Origin of the sequence: Neptunomonas sp. (assembly GCF_016744175.1) — a bacterium.
Classification (GTDB): Bacteria; Pseudomonadota; Gammaproteobacteria; order Pseudomonadales; family Balneatricaceae; genus Neptunomonas.
Genome location: NZ_JADGEV010000040.1, coordinates 21,023 through 37,751 on the forward strand (window position 1 = coordinate 21,023; position 16,729 = coordinate 37,751).

Consider the following 16,729-nt stretch of genomic DNA (forward strand, 5'->3'; position numbering starts at 1 on the left):
CTACTCCGTTACAATGTGCGTTGAACTTCAACAACCGAGAATACTTCGATCTGGTCGCCAACTTTAACGTCATTATAGTTTTTCACACCGATACCACATTCCATACCCTGACGAACTTCGCTCACGATGTCCTTAAAGCGACGTAGTGACTCCAGCTCACCTTCGTAGATAACAACGTTTTCACGCAATACACGAATACGCTTATTACGGAACACTGTACCTTCAGTCACCATACAACCAGCTACTAGACCCAGCTTAGGCGAACGGAAGACATCACGTACTTCAGCAATACCGACAATTTCTTCACGGAACTCAGGTGACAACAAGCCTGTCATTGCCTGCTTAACATCATCAATGATGTTATAGATGACACTGTAGTAACGCAGCTGTATGCCTTCGCGAGAAATAATCGCCTTAGCCTGAGCATCTGCACGTACGTTGAAACCAACAACTAATGCGGATGATGCCAGTGCAAGGTTGGCTTCTGTTTCAGAAATACCACCGACACCGCTAGAAACTATAACAACTTTTACTTCATCAGTAGAAAGCTCTTCAAGTGCGTTCGTTAACGCCTCCAAAGAACCCCTCACATCAGCTTTAAGAACAATGTTTAAGTTCTTAACATCGCCGGCTTCCATATTTGCAAACAGGTTTTCAAGCTTAGACGCATGCTGACGCGCTAGTTTGATGTCACGGTATTTCCCTTGACGGAATAGAGCAACTTCGCGCGCTTTCTTCTCGTTAGAAACAACAGTGAACTCATCACCGGCTCCTGGCGTTCCATCAAGACCTTGGATCTCAACAGGAATGGCAGGGCCTGCTTCTTCAACTGGCTTGCCATTCTCATCCATCATTGCTCTGATACGGCCATAGTGCAGACCCGCCAGAACAATATCGCCTTTTCTCAAGGTACCATTTTGTACAAGCAAGGTAGCAACCGGACCACGTCCTTTATCAAGACGAGACTCAACAACTACACCTTGACCAGGTGCGCTGTTTACCGCTTTAAGCTCTAATACTTCGGCTTGCAGCAATACAGCTTCTAACAAGGCGTCGATACCTTCACCTGTTTTTGCAGATACAGGAATGAACTGTACATCGCCACCCCAATCTTCTGGGATAACATCGCGCTGAGCCAATTCGTTTTTAACACGATCAGGATCGGCGTCTTCTTTATCCATTTTGTTGACGGCAATAACTAGAGGCACGCCCGCAGCTTTAGCATGCTGAACGGCTTCTTCTGTCTGAGGCATAACACCATCATCAGCAGCAACAACAAGGATAACGATATCAGTCAGTTTGGCACCACGTGCACGCATCGCTGTAAAAGCAGCATGTCCTGGGGTATCCAAGAAAGTAACCATACCGTTGTCTGTTTCTACGTGATATGCACCGATATGCTGGGTAATACCACCAGACTCACCAGCGGCAACACGCGTACGACGAATAGAGTCAAGTAACGATGTTTTACCATGGTCAACATGTCCCATAACCGTCACGATAGGTGCGCGGCTATGTAGCTCGCCTTGCGACTGCTGAATGCTTTCCATCAAAGCTTCTTCGATGGCATTTTCAGCCATTGGCTTAGCAACGTGACCCATCTCTTCAACAACCAGTACCGCTGTATCTTGGTCAATCACCTGGTTAATAGTCGCCATAGCGCCCATTTTAAACATAACCTTGATGACTTCAGCCGCTTTCACTGACATTTTCTTGGCCAGCTCAGCAACAGTAATACTTTCAGGTACAGCAACGTCATGAACTTTCGGAGCCTGCGGCTCTGTAAATCCATGCGCATTATCCAACTGATGAGCAGTTTTAGCGCGACCCTTCATGTTATTACGTGAAAGTTTACCGCCACGACGAGCGCCTTTTGCATCACTGCCACCACGTGAATTGCGGCCATGAGATGCTTTAGCTGGTTTTTTATCTTCACCTCTGAATGACTTTTTCTTGTCATCCTGCGAAGGAGCAGCTTTTGCTGCTGGCTTAGGAGCCGCAGCAGGTCTTGGAGCTGCCTTAGGCGCTGGCTTAGCAGCTTCCTGAGGCTTAGTCGCTGGTTTAGCAACAGCAACGGCATCAGGTTTAGCTACTGCAGCAGCTTTAGCATCAGCTTCAGCTTTCGCTTTAACCTCTGCTTCTTTAGCTGCCGTTTCCTGCTCTAGCTTCAAGCGCTCGGCATCCAAACGTGCGGCTTCTTCAGCAGCAGCCTTATCAGACTCTGTTGCATCGCCTTCTACATCTGTACGTTTGACATAAGTACGTGTTTTGCGCACTTCTACATTAACCGTTTTTTTCTTACCTGACGCGCCAGCTACTTTTAATTGAGAAGTAGTAGAGCGCTTCAATGTAATTTTTTTAGGTGAAGCAACATTTTCGTCTTCTTCACCATGTGATCTTTTAAGATGGTTCAAGAGTGTCTGTCTTTCAGTTTCCGACACTAGAGACTCATCTTTTTTACCTGCGATTCCCGCTTCCTGCATTTGCGCTAATAAACGCTCAACGGGAACACCAACCACACCGGCAAGTTGTTTAACAGTGACTTCTGCCATATTGGTATATCTCCTCCGCTGAATTAGACTTCATCCGCAAACCATGGCGCTCGCGCGGTCATGATCAACTCTGCAGCCTTTTCTTCGTTCATACCTTCAATATCTAGAAGTTCTTCAACAGATTGCTCTGCTAAATCTTCCATGGTAATCACGCCATTAGCCGCAAGCAGGAAAGCCAAATGGCGATCCATACCTTCCATTTCCAGCAGATCTGCTGCTGGTTCGGATTTCTCGAGCTGTTCTTCACTCGCTAGAGCTATATTCAGCAGTGCGTCTTTCGCTCGAGTACGAAGCTCATTCACTAAATCTTCATCAAAGCCGTCAATTTCTAACATCTCATCGACTGGCACATAAGCCACCTCTTCCAAGGTGGTAAATCCTTCTTCAACTAGCACTGACGCAACATCTTCATCAAGATCTAGATGCTTCATCAAAACCTCCATGACAGAACCCATTTCAGACTGCTGTTTTTCTTCAGCGGCCTCAACTGTCATGACATTCAGTTCCCAACCGGTGAGCTCTGATGCTAATCGAACGTTCTGGCCACTTCGGCCAATAGCCATTGCAAGCGATTCTTGCGCTACAGCAACATCCATTGAATGCGTTTCTTCATCAACAACAATAGAAGCAACTTCAGCAGGTGACATGGCATTAATTACCAACTGCGCAGGATTATCATCCCAGAGGATAATATCAACACGCTCACCACCTAATTCATTAGATACGGCCTGAACACGCGCACCACGCATACCAACACAGGCACCGACTGGATCTATACGACCATCGTTAGTTTTCACTGCGATTTTTGCACGTGACCCAAGGTCTCTTGCTGCCGCTCTGATTTCAATTACTTGCTCAGAAATCTCAGGCACTTCAATCTTGAAAAGCTCTATCAGCATTTCCGGACACGCACGACTCAGCACTAACTGAGGACCACGTCCTTCAGCACGTACTTCTGTCAAAACTGCGCGAACTCGGTCGCCCATACGGAACACTTCACGAGGCAAAACATTGTCACGTGGCAACAATGCTTCTGCATTGTTACCTAGATCAACGATAATGTTATCGCGCGTAACTTTCTTCACGCTCGCTGAAATCAGCTCACCAAGACGGTCACGATAAAGATCTACAACTTTTGCTCGTTCTGCTTCACGTACCTTTTGTACGATAACCTGTTTAGCCGTTTGTGCAGCAATGCGCCCAAACGCAACAGATTCAATTTGTTCTTTATGAATATCACCTGGCTGCAGTTTAGAGTCGATCTCCTCTGCTTCTTCCATAGTTAATTCTGTGCCTAACAAAGGCACATCATCGTTACTGACTACTTTCCAGCTACGAAACGTATCATAACCGCCGGTAGTGCGGTCTATGATGACAATTACGTCAGCCTCTTCATCAAAACGTTTTTTAGTCGCTGTTGCCAATGCCAGTTCAATCGCTTCAAAAATAACATCTTTTGGGACGTCTTTTTCGTTCGATACTGCTTCTGCAACCAGTAGAATCTCTTTATTCATGCTACTGCCTCGCCAATCCCCGAATGTATCGTTAAAACTGCGGAATAACCTGAGCCCGATCGATTAAATCAATCGGTAACAAAAACTCTTCATCGTCCACAACCAGCAGAATATCTTCACCTTCAATGCCATTTAAGATCCCTTTAAAGTTTCGTCTTCCATCAAATGGTACGCGAAGACGAATTTGAACTTTGCTTCCTGCAAAGGCACTGAATTGATCCAATGTAAATAACGGCCTATCCATCCCAGGGGAAGACACTTCTAATGTATAAACACCGCTAATAGGGTCTTCTACATCGAGTATTCCACTGATTTGATGGCTCACTGCCGCGCAATCATCCACAGAAACACCTTCCTCTCGCTCTATATAGACACGTAAGGTGCTGTGTTTACCCTGTGAAATGTGATCAATACCCCATAGCTGACAGTCAAGTGACTCAACTATGGGTTTCAACATCTCTTCTAATAATTTCAGCTTTGCTGACACCCACTAACCTCTAACTTTCGTAAAGCAGAAATAAAAAATGGGTCTTTATAAGACCCATTTCTGCGAAATCAAACTTAACCATACTTACGAAAAAGCCCCTAAAAAGGGGCTATTTCAAAAATATGGTAGCGGGGGCCGGATTTGAACCAACGACCTTCGGGTTATGAGCCCGACGAGCTACCAGACTGCTCCACCCCGCATCAGAAACAGGCGCATATTATATATATAACATACTCCCTTTGCAAACATATGGTGCCCAAGGCCGGACTCGAACCGGCACAGCCATAAGCCACTACCCCCTCAAGATAGCGTGTCTACCAATTCCACCACTTGGGCTTAACTCTTTTACTACCTAATTCGCCTTTGGAATATCCGTCTCAACTGGCACTTCAATCTTAGGCTCATCTAAAACAGGCAACGTAGATTGCTCTTCTAGCACTGTCTCAACTGTAGGGATACCCGCATCCCCAACAGAGGTAGCTTGTTGTTTAGCATAAACTGCCAAGACAAAGCTTGTTGCAAACAAGCCTGTTGCAAGCACAGCCGTCATACGACTTAAAAAATTACCCGACCCCTGACTACCAAAAACTGTCTGGGATGCGCCACTACCAAATGCAGCACCGGCCTCAGCACCTTTACCCTGTTGCAATAACACCAGAGCAATAATACCAGCAGCAAGAACAACATGAGCAGCAAGAACCAGAGTTTCCATATTACCTACCGTTTAAGCACTTCTGCAGCCGCACTGCAGATAGCTAAAAATTCATCGACCTTCAATGAAGCTCCTCCAACAAGACCGCCATCAATATCTGGCTGAGAGAAAAGCTCCTGCGCATTAGCAGCATTAACACTGCCGCCATACAGTACCGACATATTCACCGATACTTCTTTACCTGCCAACTCTGTAACCAAGTCACGAATCAGCTTATGTACTTCCTGCGCCTGCAATGGAGAAGCCGTTTTACCGGTGCCAATTGCCCAGACAGGCTCATACGCAATAACTACATTAGAAATTTGATCTGCACTTAACAGACTCAAACCCGCTTTTACCTGAGTAGCTATAACATCAGAGTATCCACCACCTTCCCTATCCTCGAGTGTTTCACCAACACAAAGAATAGGAGTGAGACGACTACCTAACGTAGCAACAACTTTTTTTGCTACTAAGTTGTCATCTTCACAAAATATCGCACGCCTTTCCGAGTGTCCTAAAATCACATACTCGCAACCGACATCAGATAACATCGATGCAGACAACTCGCCGGTATAAGCGCCGGACTTTTCATGAAAAAAGTTCTGCGCGCCAACTTTTACTGTTTTAGCTTGCTGAATCGCTTCATACAAATAGACAGAAGGCGGGAAAACGACAGCCTTTATAGATTCAGAAAAATCAACCTGATTAAGCGCTGACAACATCTCATCAACAAACTGTTGAGAGCCATTCATTTTCCAATTTCCAGCGACAATTAAGTCACGCATCGCCATCCCCCATAAAAGAGGCGCAAATATTAACCGAGTTACTCGTGACTGACAAGCGCTTCAAGTGCTTTTCCTACCTCTTTCGCCAACTCTTCACAGAGTTTTTGAATAAACTCTTTATCTTCACCTTCCAGCATCACTCGAACTAGCGGCTCGGTTCCCGACGGGCGTAACAACACTCTGCCAGAATCACCAAGCTGCGCCTCTACATCTTTTACTGCCTGCTGGATAGATTCGACACTACGAATATCTACTTTTGCAGTGGTGCGAACATTAATCATTACTTGCGGCATTTTATGCATGCCTTTTTTCAAATCATGCAAATTCTTGCCTGATTCAAGCATTGCTCGTAACACCTGAAGCGCTGAAATGGTGCCATCTCCTGTTGAAGTCAGGTGACGACATACAACATGCCCCGAACTCTCTCCGCCCAAGACCCAATCATTTTCTGCCAACAACGCCATTACATAGCGATCACCAACATTAGCTCGCACAAAAGGGATATCAAGCTTAGCCAACGATTGCTCCAAACCGAAGTTGCTCATTAAGGTACCAACAACTCCACCCTGCAAGACCCCACGCTGATGCATCCTCTCCGCTATGATAAAGAGCGCTTCATCACCGTCGATAACTTCACCAAGATGGTCCACCATCATGAGGCGATCACCATCCCCATCCAAAGCAATACCAAGATCTGCTTTTTCAGCAACAACAACTTTTTGCAAACGTTGCGGAGCTGTCGCACCACACGCTTCATTTATATTCAATCCATCAGGGGATGAAGCTACTTCAATAACGTTAGCACCAAGCTCTGATAAAACAGCAGGAGCAACATGGTAGGTTGCTCCGTTAGCACAATCCAAAACGATCTTAAGTCCCGATAAATTAAAACCTACAGGGACTGACGATTTACAAAATTCTATATATCTACCTGGTGCGTCTTCTATACGTCTAGCCTTACCAAGACTAGCGGAGTCAACCGTAGTCATCACTAGATCCATTTGAGCTTCGATCGCATGTTCTATTTCATCTGGAAGCTTAGTTCCCTCGGCTGAAAAGAACTTAATACCATTATCTCCATAAGCATTATGGGATGCAGATATCACAATACCGGCATTGGCCTGGAAGGTTCTTGTCAAATAAGCAATTGCCGGTGTTGGCATTGGCCCGGTAAGCAAGACATCAACACCTGCGGCAGAAAGCCCCGCCTCTAATGCGGACTCAAACATATACCCTGAAATTCTCGTATCTTTACCTATCAGGATCTTACTACGCCCGTCACGAGCAAATACTTTACCCGCAGCCCAGCCCAACTTAAGCATAAAGTCAGGAGTAATCGGAAACTGTCCGACACGACCACGAATACCATCTGTACCAAAATACCTTTTACTCACACCAATCTCCTCTTTCACGCAAAACCGCTTCCGTCATACGCACAACATCTGCTGACTCTAATACATCATGGACACGAACAATTTTTGCACCTTTCATAACGCCAATAGCAATGGTAGCTAAACCACCCGACAGCCGCTGATCAACATCACGATCTAGCACTCCAGCAATCATACTTTTTCGTGAAGTACCTATAAGAAGAGGCAAAGAAAATCCATGCAACTCATCCAAGCGGTTCAACAATGTTAAGTTATGCTCAAGTGTTTTACCGAAGCCAAATCCCGGATCCAGCAGTAGCCGATCTAAAGTTATACCCTCTTCTGCACATGCTTTAATACGCTCATGAAAAAACGCAGACACCTCATCAATGACATTAGTATAGACGGGTGCATCCTGCATATCTTGCGGAGAACCTTTCATATGCATTAGACAAATGGGTAATTTCGACTCAGCTGCCGCTGCCAACGCTCCAGGAATACTCAGTGCTCTCACATCATTAATAATACCCGCACCTAATTGTGCTGCATTGTTTATGACTTCAGGCTGACTGGTATCAACGGAAATGACGACATCTAACTCTTTTGATATGACCTCTACAACAGGGAGCACTCGATCGAGCTCTTCTTGCAATGTGACCTTTTTTGCACCTGGACGAGTCGACTCGCCACCAACATCGATGATGGAAGCGCCGTCTTTCACCATCTGAGTAGCACGCAACAATGCATCCTCAACAGATAACTCATTGTGCTTAAACAGGTCACCACCATCAGAGAAAGAGTCTGGGGTGACATTTAAAATGCCCATTACTTGCACATACTGAAGGTCTAGCGCCCGTGACCCACACTGTAAAATAGCCATTATTTTACCTACATATAAAAAAGCCGGATGTGATACACATCCGGCTTATTTTAGATCAGTTAAGCTTAAACAGTTTTTCCATCTTCATCTGCGTCACCCGACTCGTCTTTCTTATCAAGCTCTGGAGTTTCACTTTCAGGATCATCAACTACTGGAGCGTCATCTTTTTCTGCCTTTTCTAAAACAGGACCATCTGAATCACTTCCAGCGGCAGGTAAATCACTATCATCAACCCAGCCTTCTGGTGGTGTAACCTCCCCACGTGCCATCAACTCACCAATCTGGTCACTATTGATGGTTTCGTATTTCATTAATGCCTGCGTCATGCTTTCAAGTATATCGCGGTTGGCTTCCAGAAGGCCTGTGGCCTGCTGATAGCACTCATCAATAATTTTACGTACTTCTGCATCAATACGGCGCTGCGTATCTTCAGCTAGCGGCTTAGCCCCCTGACCATAGCCTCGACCGAATGGGTCGTCACCTTCATCATCGTACAACAATGGTCCCAATTCTTCAGACAGGCCCCATTTTGTCACCATATTTCTAGCCATCGATGTTGCACGCTGAATATCATTAGAAGCGCCCGTGGTCACTCCATCTTTACCCAATGTCAGCTCTTCTGCAATTCGACCACCATAAAGGGAGCAAATGTTAGAGATAATCGTTGATCGACTATGACTGTATCGGTCTTCTTCAGGTAAAAACATAGTTACACCTAAAGCACGACCGCGAGGAATAATAGAAACTTTGTATACAGGATCATGCTCAGGCATCAAACGGCCAACAATAGCGTGACCTGACTCATGATAAGCAGTATTCAAGCGCTCTTTATAAGACATAACCATAGATTTGCGCTCGGCGCCCATCATGATTTTATCTTTAGCTTTTTCGAATTGCTCCATTCCTACTGTACGACGGCTATCACGAGCAGCAAACAGAGCCGCTTCATTAACTAAGTTAGCAAGATCCGCACCAGAGAAACCAGGTGTCCCACGCGCAATCAATTCTGGCTTAACGTCATCAGCTGTAGGCACTTTACGCATATGTACTTTTAGAATTTGCTCACGACCGCGAATGTCAGGTAAGCTAACATGCACTTGACGGTCAAAACGACCTGGACGTAACAATGCCGGGTCTAATACATCAGGACGGTTAGTCGCTGCAATAACGATAACGCCTTCGGTTCCTTCAAAACCATCCATTTCAACTAGCAGCTGGTTTAACGTTTGCTCACGCTCATCATTTCCGCCGCCCATACCCACGCCACGGCTACGTCCAACAGCATCAATTTCATCAATGAAAATAATGCATGGGGCATGCTTTTTTGCTTGCTCGAACATGTCACGAACACGTGACGCACCCACACCAACAAACATTTCAACAAAATCAGAACCCGAAATTGAGAAAAAAGGCACTTTCGCTTCACCAGCAATCGCTTTTGCTAGTAAAGTTTTACCCGTACCAGGGCTACCAGCCATCAATACTCCACGCGGAATATGCCCCCCCAAACGTTGAAACTTGCCAGGATCGCGTAAATATTCAACAAGCTCAGCAACTTCTGCTTTTGCTTCTTCAACGCCAGCGACATCATCAAATGTAGTCTTTATTTGATCTTCACTCATCATGCGTGCTTTTGATTTACCAAAAGACATCGGGCCGCCTTTGCCGCCTCCACCCTGCATTTGACGCATAAAGAACATGAATATTGCGATAATAATCAGTATCGGGAATGACGCAACTAATAACTGCGTCCAAACACTTTGCTGCTCGGGCTGCTTACCTTCAACAATTACATTATGTGAAAGTAAATCATCAACTAACTTAGGATCCTGTAAAGCAGGGCGAATTGTCTGAAAAGAATCACCATTACTCCGCTGGCCATAAATAGTATATCCGTCGATCACTACTTTAGAGACTCGATCAGACTGGACTTCAGTTACAAAATCCGAATAAGTTACACGGCCCGGATCTCTTTCGGCGTTGAAATTATTGAAGACCGTCAACAAGACTGCCGCAATAACCAACCAGAGAACCAGATTCTTTGCCATATCGTTCAAAAGACAACCCTCAATTTAATAGCGTCACAAAGCATCAGGTAAACTACAACAGTTTAGATACTTTGACTAATAAAACTCATTTAAAACCTCGCCCGATTATATAAACCTCTCGCGACCTTGCGCGTGAAGAATCAGGTTTACGCGTAACCACACGATCAAAATTCGCACGAACATCCATCAAGTACTGGTCAAAACCTTCACCCTGAAACACTTTCGCTACAAAATTGCCTTTGGGTTTTAGAACATCTTTTGCCATCTCAAGCGCTAATTCCACTAAATACATAGCAGCCGGTTGATCAATAGAGTTCATACCACTCATATTGGGGGCCATATCAGAAATTACAAGGTCTGCTAACTCCCCATCCATAACAGCGAGGATTTCATTAAGCACAGACTCTTCTGTAAAGTCCCCCTGAACAAATTCTACACCCGCCAACGAATCCATAGGAAGAATATCAGATGCCACAACACGGCCATTATCTCCCACGAGGTCAGCTGCAATTTGTGACCAGCCACCAGGAGCCGCCCCTAAATCAACCACCGTCATGCCTTTTTTAAAAAGCAGGTCCTTATCCTGTATGTCCAACAGCTTGAAGCTTGCACGGGATCGATAGCCTTTCTCTTTAGCAAGTTTGACGTACGAATCGTCAAAATGTTCCTTAAGCCAAGCTTTACTAGTTTTTGATCTAGCCACTAATTCTTCTCTACAGTTTTACGCTGAGCTTGTCTCAGGTAGAATATACTTTTTAAATGTGGCCCAGCCACCCCAAATGAGATGTCTATTTTAGTATGAGCCTGACACCCGAGCAAAAGAAACAATACCGCACCATTGGTCATAGTCTGAATCCGCTTGTGACCATCGCAGGAAAAGGGATGACAGAAAACATTCAATTGGAGGTTGATAGAGCACTTGAAGACCACGAGCTTATTAAAGTGAAGTTCGCGGTTGGCGACAGAGACGTGAAAAAGCAATTGATTAAAGAGCTTTGCACTATCGTTGAGGCCACTGTTATTCAGGAGATTGGTAATATCGCCTTAATTTATCGTCCTGCACTGCAGCCAAACCCCAAACTGTCTAACCTTTTACGTTAAAAAAAGCCGCCCATAAAGGCGGCTTTTTTATTAAAGATGAAGCACTTCTTCTATCTCATATTCAACAATACCGTTAGGTGTTTGAATACCGGCCACATCACCTTCAGATTTACCAATCAAACCACGAGCAATTGGTGAGTTAACTGACAGCTTACCAATTTTAATATCAGCCTCATCATCACCAACGATCTGATAACGCACACTCTCATCAGAATCACAGTTAATAATAACAACCGTCGTTCCAAAGATCACTTTCCCTGAAGGTGGAATCGCTGTCACGTCAATTACTTGCGATTGTGATAGCTTACTTTCCAACTCTTGGATACGCCCCTCAATGAAACCCTGCTCTTCACGTGCAGCATGGTACTCAGCATTTTCTTTTAAATCACCATGCTCGCGCGCATCAGCTATCGCCTGAATAACACGAGGGCGATCAGCAGTTTTAAGGGTAACAAGCTCTTCACGAAGTGCTTTTTCGCCACCCACTGTCATAGGAACACGACTCATTCATTAGTCCTCAATGCAAATCTTGTAAACGTCGAACTACTTTCTCTTCACCATACTCAAGCGCCATAGTCACCGCTTCTGCTCCGGCAAGAGTTGTAGTGTAAGGGACCTTATGCTGTAACGCACTACGACGAATTTCCGCCGAATCAGCTGTTGCTTTACGGCCTTCGGTGGTATTCACAACATAAGCAATGTCGCCATTCTTTATCATATCAATAATGTTTGGACGACCTTCGGTCACCTTATTGACAACATCAACAGGTAAACCATGATCTTTCAAGAAAGCCGCCGTACCGCCAGTAGCCACTAGCGAGAAGCCAAGAGCAAGCATTGACTTAGCAACAGGCACTGCACCTTCTTTATCAACATTACGTACAGAGATAAAAGCTTTTCCTGACTGCGGCATTTTCTCACCAGCACCAATCATGGCTTTCATAAATGCTTCACCGAAAGTTTCTCCGGTCCCCATTACTTCACCCGTAGACTTCATCTCAGGAGAAAGAACAGGATCAACGCCTTGAAACTTATTAAACGGGAACACAGCTTCTTTCACATGGAAGTATTCAGGAACTATTTCTTCTGTAAAACCGGTCTCTGAGAGCTTTTTACCAATCATGACTAAAGCAGCCACCTTAGCTAAAGAAACACCGATACACTTAGATACAAAAGGAACTGTTCGGGATGCACGAGGGTTTACCTCAATCACATAAATCTCACCATCCTGATATGCTAACTGTGTATTCATCAAGCCAACAACACCTAACTCAAGTGCCATTCTCTTAACTTGATCACGCATCTCATCCTGAACATCTTTAGGAAGGTTGTAAGGAGGAAATGAGCAAGCAGAGTCGCCAGAATGCACACCTGCCTGTTCAATATGCTGCATAATCGCACCAATAACGACTGTTTCGCCGTCACATATAGCATCTATATCTACTTCAATAGCTGCATTTAGGAAGTGATCAAGCAGTACTGGCGCCTCATTAGAAACCTGAACGGCTTCTTTCATGTAACGACGTAACTCAGATTCTTTATAAACAATCTCCATTGCCCGGCCACCCAATACATAAGAAGGGCGAACAACCAGAGGGTAACCAATTTTTTCTGCTTCAATAACCGCTTGCTCAAGCGAGCGAACAGTTGAATTTTCAGGCTGCTTCAAACCAAGACGCTGCAACATTTGCTGGAACTGCTCACGGTCTTCAGCGCGATCAATTGCTTCAGGAGACGTACCTATAATAGGCACACCGGCTTGCTCCAGAGCTACTGCAAGTTTTAACGGTGTTTGACCACCAAACTGAACAATAACGCCTTTAGGTTTCTCTACATGGACAATTTCCAACACATCTTCAAGCGTAATTGGCTCAAAGAATAGACGGTCGGATGTATCGTAGTCGGTAGATACAGTTTCTGGATTACAGTTAACCATAATAGTTTCATAGCCAGCTTCACGCGCGGCAAGTGCTGCATGTACACAGCAATAATCAAACTCAATACCTTGGCCGATACGGTTAGGGCCGCCACCAATAACCATGATTTTTTCACGATCCGATGGATTAGCTTCACACTCTTCTTCATAAGTTGAATACATGTAAGCAGTATCAGTCGCGAACTCAGCTGCGCAAGTATCTACGCGCTTAAAGACGGGACGAATATTCAAATTATGACGATGTTTACGGAACTGTTTCTCACTTACACCTAAGAGCGTCGCTAAACGCGCATCAGAGAAGCCCTTACGCTTCAAACGGTAGACTTTGTCTGTATCAAGCTCAGTCAACGCCATTTTTGAAACGCGCTGTTCGTCTTGAATAAGGTCTTCAATCTGCACCAAGAACCACGGATCAATACCAGAAATGCTGTACAGCTCTTCAACTGTCATACCCATACGGAACGCATCACCTAGATACCAAAGGCGCTCTGCGCCAGGCTGCTTCATTTCTCGAACGATATCAGAACGCGCATCTTCACTATCGAGGTCAACGATAGGGTCAAAACCTGTAGCGCCAACCTCAAGGCCACGAATGGCTTTTTGCAAAGACTCTTGTTGTGTACGGCCAATAGCCATTACTTCACCGACAGATTTCATCTGAGTGGTAAGTCGGTCATTAGCTTGCGGGAATTTTTCAAATGTGAAACGAGGAATCTTCGTAACAACATAATCAATAGCCGGCTCGAAAGACGCTGGGGTCGCTCCCCCAGTAATATCATTCTGTAGCTCATCCAGTGTATAGCCGATAGCTAATTTAGCAGCCACTTTTGCAATAGGGAAGCCCGTCGCCTTTGATGCCAAAGCTGAAGAGCGAGAAACGCGTGGATTCATCTCGATGACAACCATACGGCCATCTTCCGGATTAACGCCAAATTGCACGTTAGATCCACCCGTTTCAACACCGATCTCACGCAGCACTGCCAAAGAGGCATCTCGCATGATCTGATATTCTTTATCCGTTAATGTCTGAGCAGGGGCAACGGTAATAGAATCGCCAGTATGCACACCCATTGCATCAAAGTTTTCAATTGCACAGATGATGATGCAGTTATCGTTTTTATCACGAACAACCTCCATCTCATATTCTTTCCAACCGATCAACGATTCATCGATCAATAGCTCATTAGTTGGTGAAAGATCCAATCCTCGTTCACAGATTTCAAGAAACTCTTCCATGTTATAGGCAATACCGCCGCCGCTACCTCCCATCGTAAACGACGGGCGAATAATGCATGGAAAGCCAAGCTGAGCCTGAACTTGCTGAGCTTCTTCGATGCTGTGGGCAATGGCTGCACGAGGACATTCCAGACCAATTTTTTTCATCGCTTTATCAAAACGAGAGCGGTCTTCTGCCTTATCGATGGTATCAGCATTTGCTCCGATCATTTCAACACCAAACTTGACCAAAACTCCTTCGCGCTCAAGATCTAAAGCGCAGTTCAGTGCTGTTTGTCCACCCATAGTCGGTAACAATGCATCTGGGCGTTCTTTCTCAATAATCTTGGCAACCGTTTCCCAAGTAACAGGCTCGATATATGTTGCATCGGCCATTACTGGATCAGTCATAATGGTTGCAGGATTGGAGTTAACCAAAATAACTCGATAGCCTTCTTCACGCAGAGCTTTACACGCTTGCGCACCAGAGTAATCGAACTCACATGCTTGACCGATAATAATCGGCCCAGCTCCTAAAATCAGTATACTTTTTATATCTGTGCGTTTTGGCATTGTATAAACCGGTCGAATCTAATTACTTAGCTGATTATCACATCAATCAGGCGTGTTTTCTTTTTCTCATCTCTGTTATGAAACGATCAAACAGAGGTGCTACATCACGTGGACCAGGGCTCGCCTCAGGATGCCCCTGAAAGCTAAACGCTGTACGGTCTGTACGCTCAATCCCTTGAAGAGATTGATCAAATAGAGACTTATGAGTCGCACGAATCGTATCAGGCAAACTTGTTTCGTCCACTGCAAAGCCGTGGTTCTGGCTGGTTATCATTACTCGTGTAGTGTCGAGATCCTGTACTGGATGATTCGCACCGTGATGACCAAACTTCATTTTGACAGTTTTCGCACCTGAGGCTAAAGCCAACAGCTGATGACCAAGACAGATCCCAAAAACAGGCACATCTGTTTTACATATATCCTGAATAGCAGAAATAGCATAATCGCAAGGTTCAGGATCACCAGGACCATTGGACAAAAATACACCGTCGGGAGATAAACCAAGCACTTCTGATGCGGGTGTCTGTGCAGGAACAACGGTTACTCGACAGCCCCTTTCTACCAACATTCGTAAGATATTGCGCTTCACACCAAAATCATAAGCAACAACATGATACGGCTGAGTGGTAGAGTCCTTTTCTTGATGGCCTTTACCTAACTGCCAAGTAGATGAGTTCCACTCGTACTTCTCCGAAACACTAACTTCTTTAGCTAAGTCCATACCTTTTAAACCAGGAAATGCCTTTGCTTGTGTTAATGCAGACTCTTCATCTACAGCACCAGCCATAATGCAGCCGTTGAGACAGCCTTTTTCACGAAGAATACGTGTTAAACGACGCGTGTCAATATCAGCAATTCCGACAATGTTGTGGTCTTTCAAATATTGATCTAGAGTTTTCTGGCTTCTAAAATTACTCGCTACAAGTGGTAAGTCACGGATTACTAACCCAGATACCCATGTATTAGCTGATTCTTCATCCTCATCATTCGTGCCAACATTACCAACATGTGGATACGTTAATGTCACTATTTGTCTGCAATAGGAAGGATCTGTCAGAATTTCTTGATAGCCGGTCATTGATGTGTTGAAAACAACTTCACCACTAGATTGACCGTCCGCTCCAATAGCAATACCCCTGAAAATACTGCCGTCTTCAAGGGCCAGAATGGCTGGTCTTGTCAATTGAACCTCCCCGCGTGCGTTGCGAATTTACAGAAAACTAAATATGACACCTGAAAAAAAACGAGGTGCAACCTCGCTTTAAAACCGGAATTCTTGGTGTTCCCCACATATTGCAGGTAAACGGCGGTATTCTAGTCGATCCATTAAGCGCTGTCCATGCTGGCTTAAAAAGACTTCTTCTCCTTAGCCCAAGAAACTTACAAAATATAAAGTGCATTCAAAGTTCAAGGTTAAGATAATGACATGCTAGCAAAACGTATTTTATCTTTTATAACCCAGCTTCACATGTACCTTCCAGACATAAAAAAACCCTGATCACGAAGTGATCAGGGTTCTCTATTAAAAGCTTGGCGATGACCTACTCTCACATGGGGAGACCCCACACTACCAT

The 16,729-nt window shown here is 44.9% G+C and carries 13 protein-coding genes and 2 tRNA genes; 1 reads left to right on the forward strand and 14 read right to left on the reverse strand.

Going from position 1 to position 16,729, the window contains the following annotated elements; genetic code table 11:
• Positions 1-8: 8 nt before the first annotated feature.
• The 11 genes from infB to rlmE form a co-directional block, all read right to left on the reverse strand.
• A complete protein-coding gene (gene infB, locus QZZ55_RS15585) occupies positions 9-2,552 on the reverse strand; it encodes a translation initiation factor IF-2 (protein ID WP_293268344.1) in 2,544 nt (847 codons plus the stop codon).
• 23 nt (positions 2,553-2,575) lie between these two features.
• The gene (nusA, locus tag QZZ55_RS15590) at positions 2,576-4,066 is read right to left on the reverse strand and encodes a transcription termination factor NusA (protein WP_293268345.1); all 1,491 of its coding nucleotides are present in this window, start codon (positions 4,064-4,066) and stop codon (positions 2,576-2,578) included.
• Between the two features lie 31 nt (positions 4,067-4,097).
• Positions 4,098-4,553, reverse strand: coding sequence for a ribosome maturation factor RimP (gene rimP, locus QZZ55_RS15595; protein ID WP_293268346.1), 456 nt, complete (start codon positions 4,551-4,553; stop codon positions 4,098-4,100).
• A 123-nt stretch (positions 4,554-4,676) separates the two neighbouring features.
• A tRNA-Met gene (locus QZZ55_RS15600) sits at positions 4,677-4,753 on the reverse strand.
• Between the two features lie 50 nt (positions 4,754-4,803).
• Positions 4,804-4,889: transfer RNA gene (locus QZZ55_RS15605), tRNA-Leu, on the reverse strand.
• A 16-nt stretch (positions 4,890-4,905) separates the two neighbouring features.
• The gene (gene secG / locus QZZ55_RS15610; protein WP_293268347.1) at positions 4,906-5,265 is read right to left on the reverse strand and encodes a preprotein translocase subunit SecG; all 360 of its coding nucleotides are present in this window, start codon (positions 5,263-5,265) and stop codon (positions 4,906-4,908) included.
• Between the two features lie 5 nt (positions 5,266-5,270).
• Positions 5,271-6,032, reverse strand: a complete 762-nt coding sequence (gene tpiA / locus QZZ55_RS15615; RefSeq protein ID WP_293268348.1) for a triose-phosphate isomerase — start codon at positions 6,030-6,032, stop codon at positions 5,271-5,273.
• 38 nt (positions 6,033-6,070) lie between these two features.
• Positions 6,071-7,426 (reverse strand): phosphoglucosamine mutase, encoded by a 1,356-nt coding sequence (gene glmM, locus QZZ55_RS15620; protein WP_293268349.1) that lies wholly within the window; start codon positions 7,424-7,426, stop codon positions 6,071-6,073.
• Positions 7,419-8,282, reverse strand: coding sequence for a dihydropteroate synthase (gene folP / locus QZZ55_RS15625; protein WP_293268350.1), 864 nt, complete (start codon positions 8,280-8,282; stop codon positions 7,419-7,421). The genes glmM and folP overlap by 8 nt, the downstream gene beginning before the upstream one ends.
• A 65-nt stretch (positions 8,283-8,347) precedes the next feature.
• Positions 8,348-10,330 carry an ATP-dependent zinc metalloprotease FtsH gene (ftsH, locus tag QZZ55_RS15630; RefSeq protein ID WP_293268351.1) on the reverse strand — a complete coding sequence of 661 codons (1,983 nt, stop codon included), beginning with the start codon at positions 10,328-10,330 and terminating at the stop codon, positions 8,348-8,350.
• A gap of 85 nt (positions 10,331-10,415) precedes the next feature.
• Positions 10,416-11,033 carry a 23S rRNA (uridine(2552)-2'-O)-methyltransferase RlmE gene (gene rlmE, locus QZZ55_RS15635; RefSeq protein WP_293268352.1) on the reverse strand — a complete coding sequence of 206 codons (618 nt, stop codon included), beginning with the start codon at positions 11,031-11,033 and terminating at the stop codon, positions 10,416-10,418.
• Between the two features lie 95 nt (positions 11,034-11,128).
• Between rlmE and QZZ55_RS15640 the strand changes: the two genes are divergently transcribed.
• Positions 11,129-11,431: a YhbY family RNA-binding protein gene (locus QZZ55_RS15640; RefSeq protein WP_293268353.1), complete on the forward strand. Its 303-nt coding sequence runs from the start codon at positions 11,129-11,131 to the stop codon at positions 11,429-11,431.
• Positions 11,432-11,461: 30 nt separating this feature from the next.
• Here QZZ55_RS15640 and greA read toward each other — a convergent pair whose 3' ends face one another.
• From greA to carA, 3 genes are read right to left on the reverse strand one after another with little or no spacing between them, the layout of a single operon-like run.
• Positions 11,462-11,938, reverse strand: coding sequence for a transcription elongation factor GreA (gene greA, locus QZZ55_RS15645; protein ID WP_293268354.1), 477 nt, complete (start codon positions 11,936-11,938; stop codon positions 11,462-11,464).
• A 10-nt stretch (positions 11,939-11,948) separates the two neighbouring features.
• Positions 11,949-15,155: a carbamoyl-phosphate synthase large subunit gene (gene carB, locus QZZ55_RS15650; RefSeq protein ID WP_293268355.1), complete on the reverse strand. Its 3,207-nt coding sequence runs from the start codon at positions 15,153-15,155 to the stop codon at positions 11,949-11,951.
• Between the two features lie 46 nt (positions 15,156-15,201).
• Positions 15,202-16,338, reverse strand: coding sequence for a glutamine-hydrolyzing carbamoyl-phosphate synthase small subunit (carA, locus tag QZZ55_RS15655; RefSeq protein ID WP_293268356.1), 1,137 nt, complete (start codon positions 16,336-16,338; stop codon positions 15,202-15,204).
• Between the last annotated feature and the right edge of the window lie 391 nt (positions 16,339-16,729).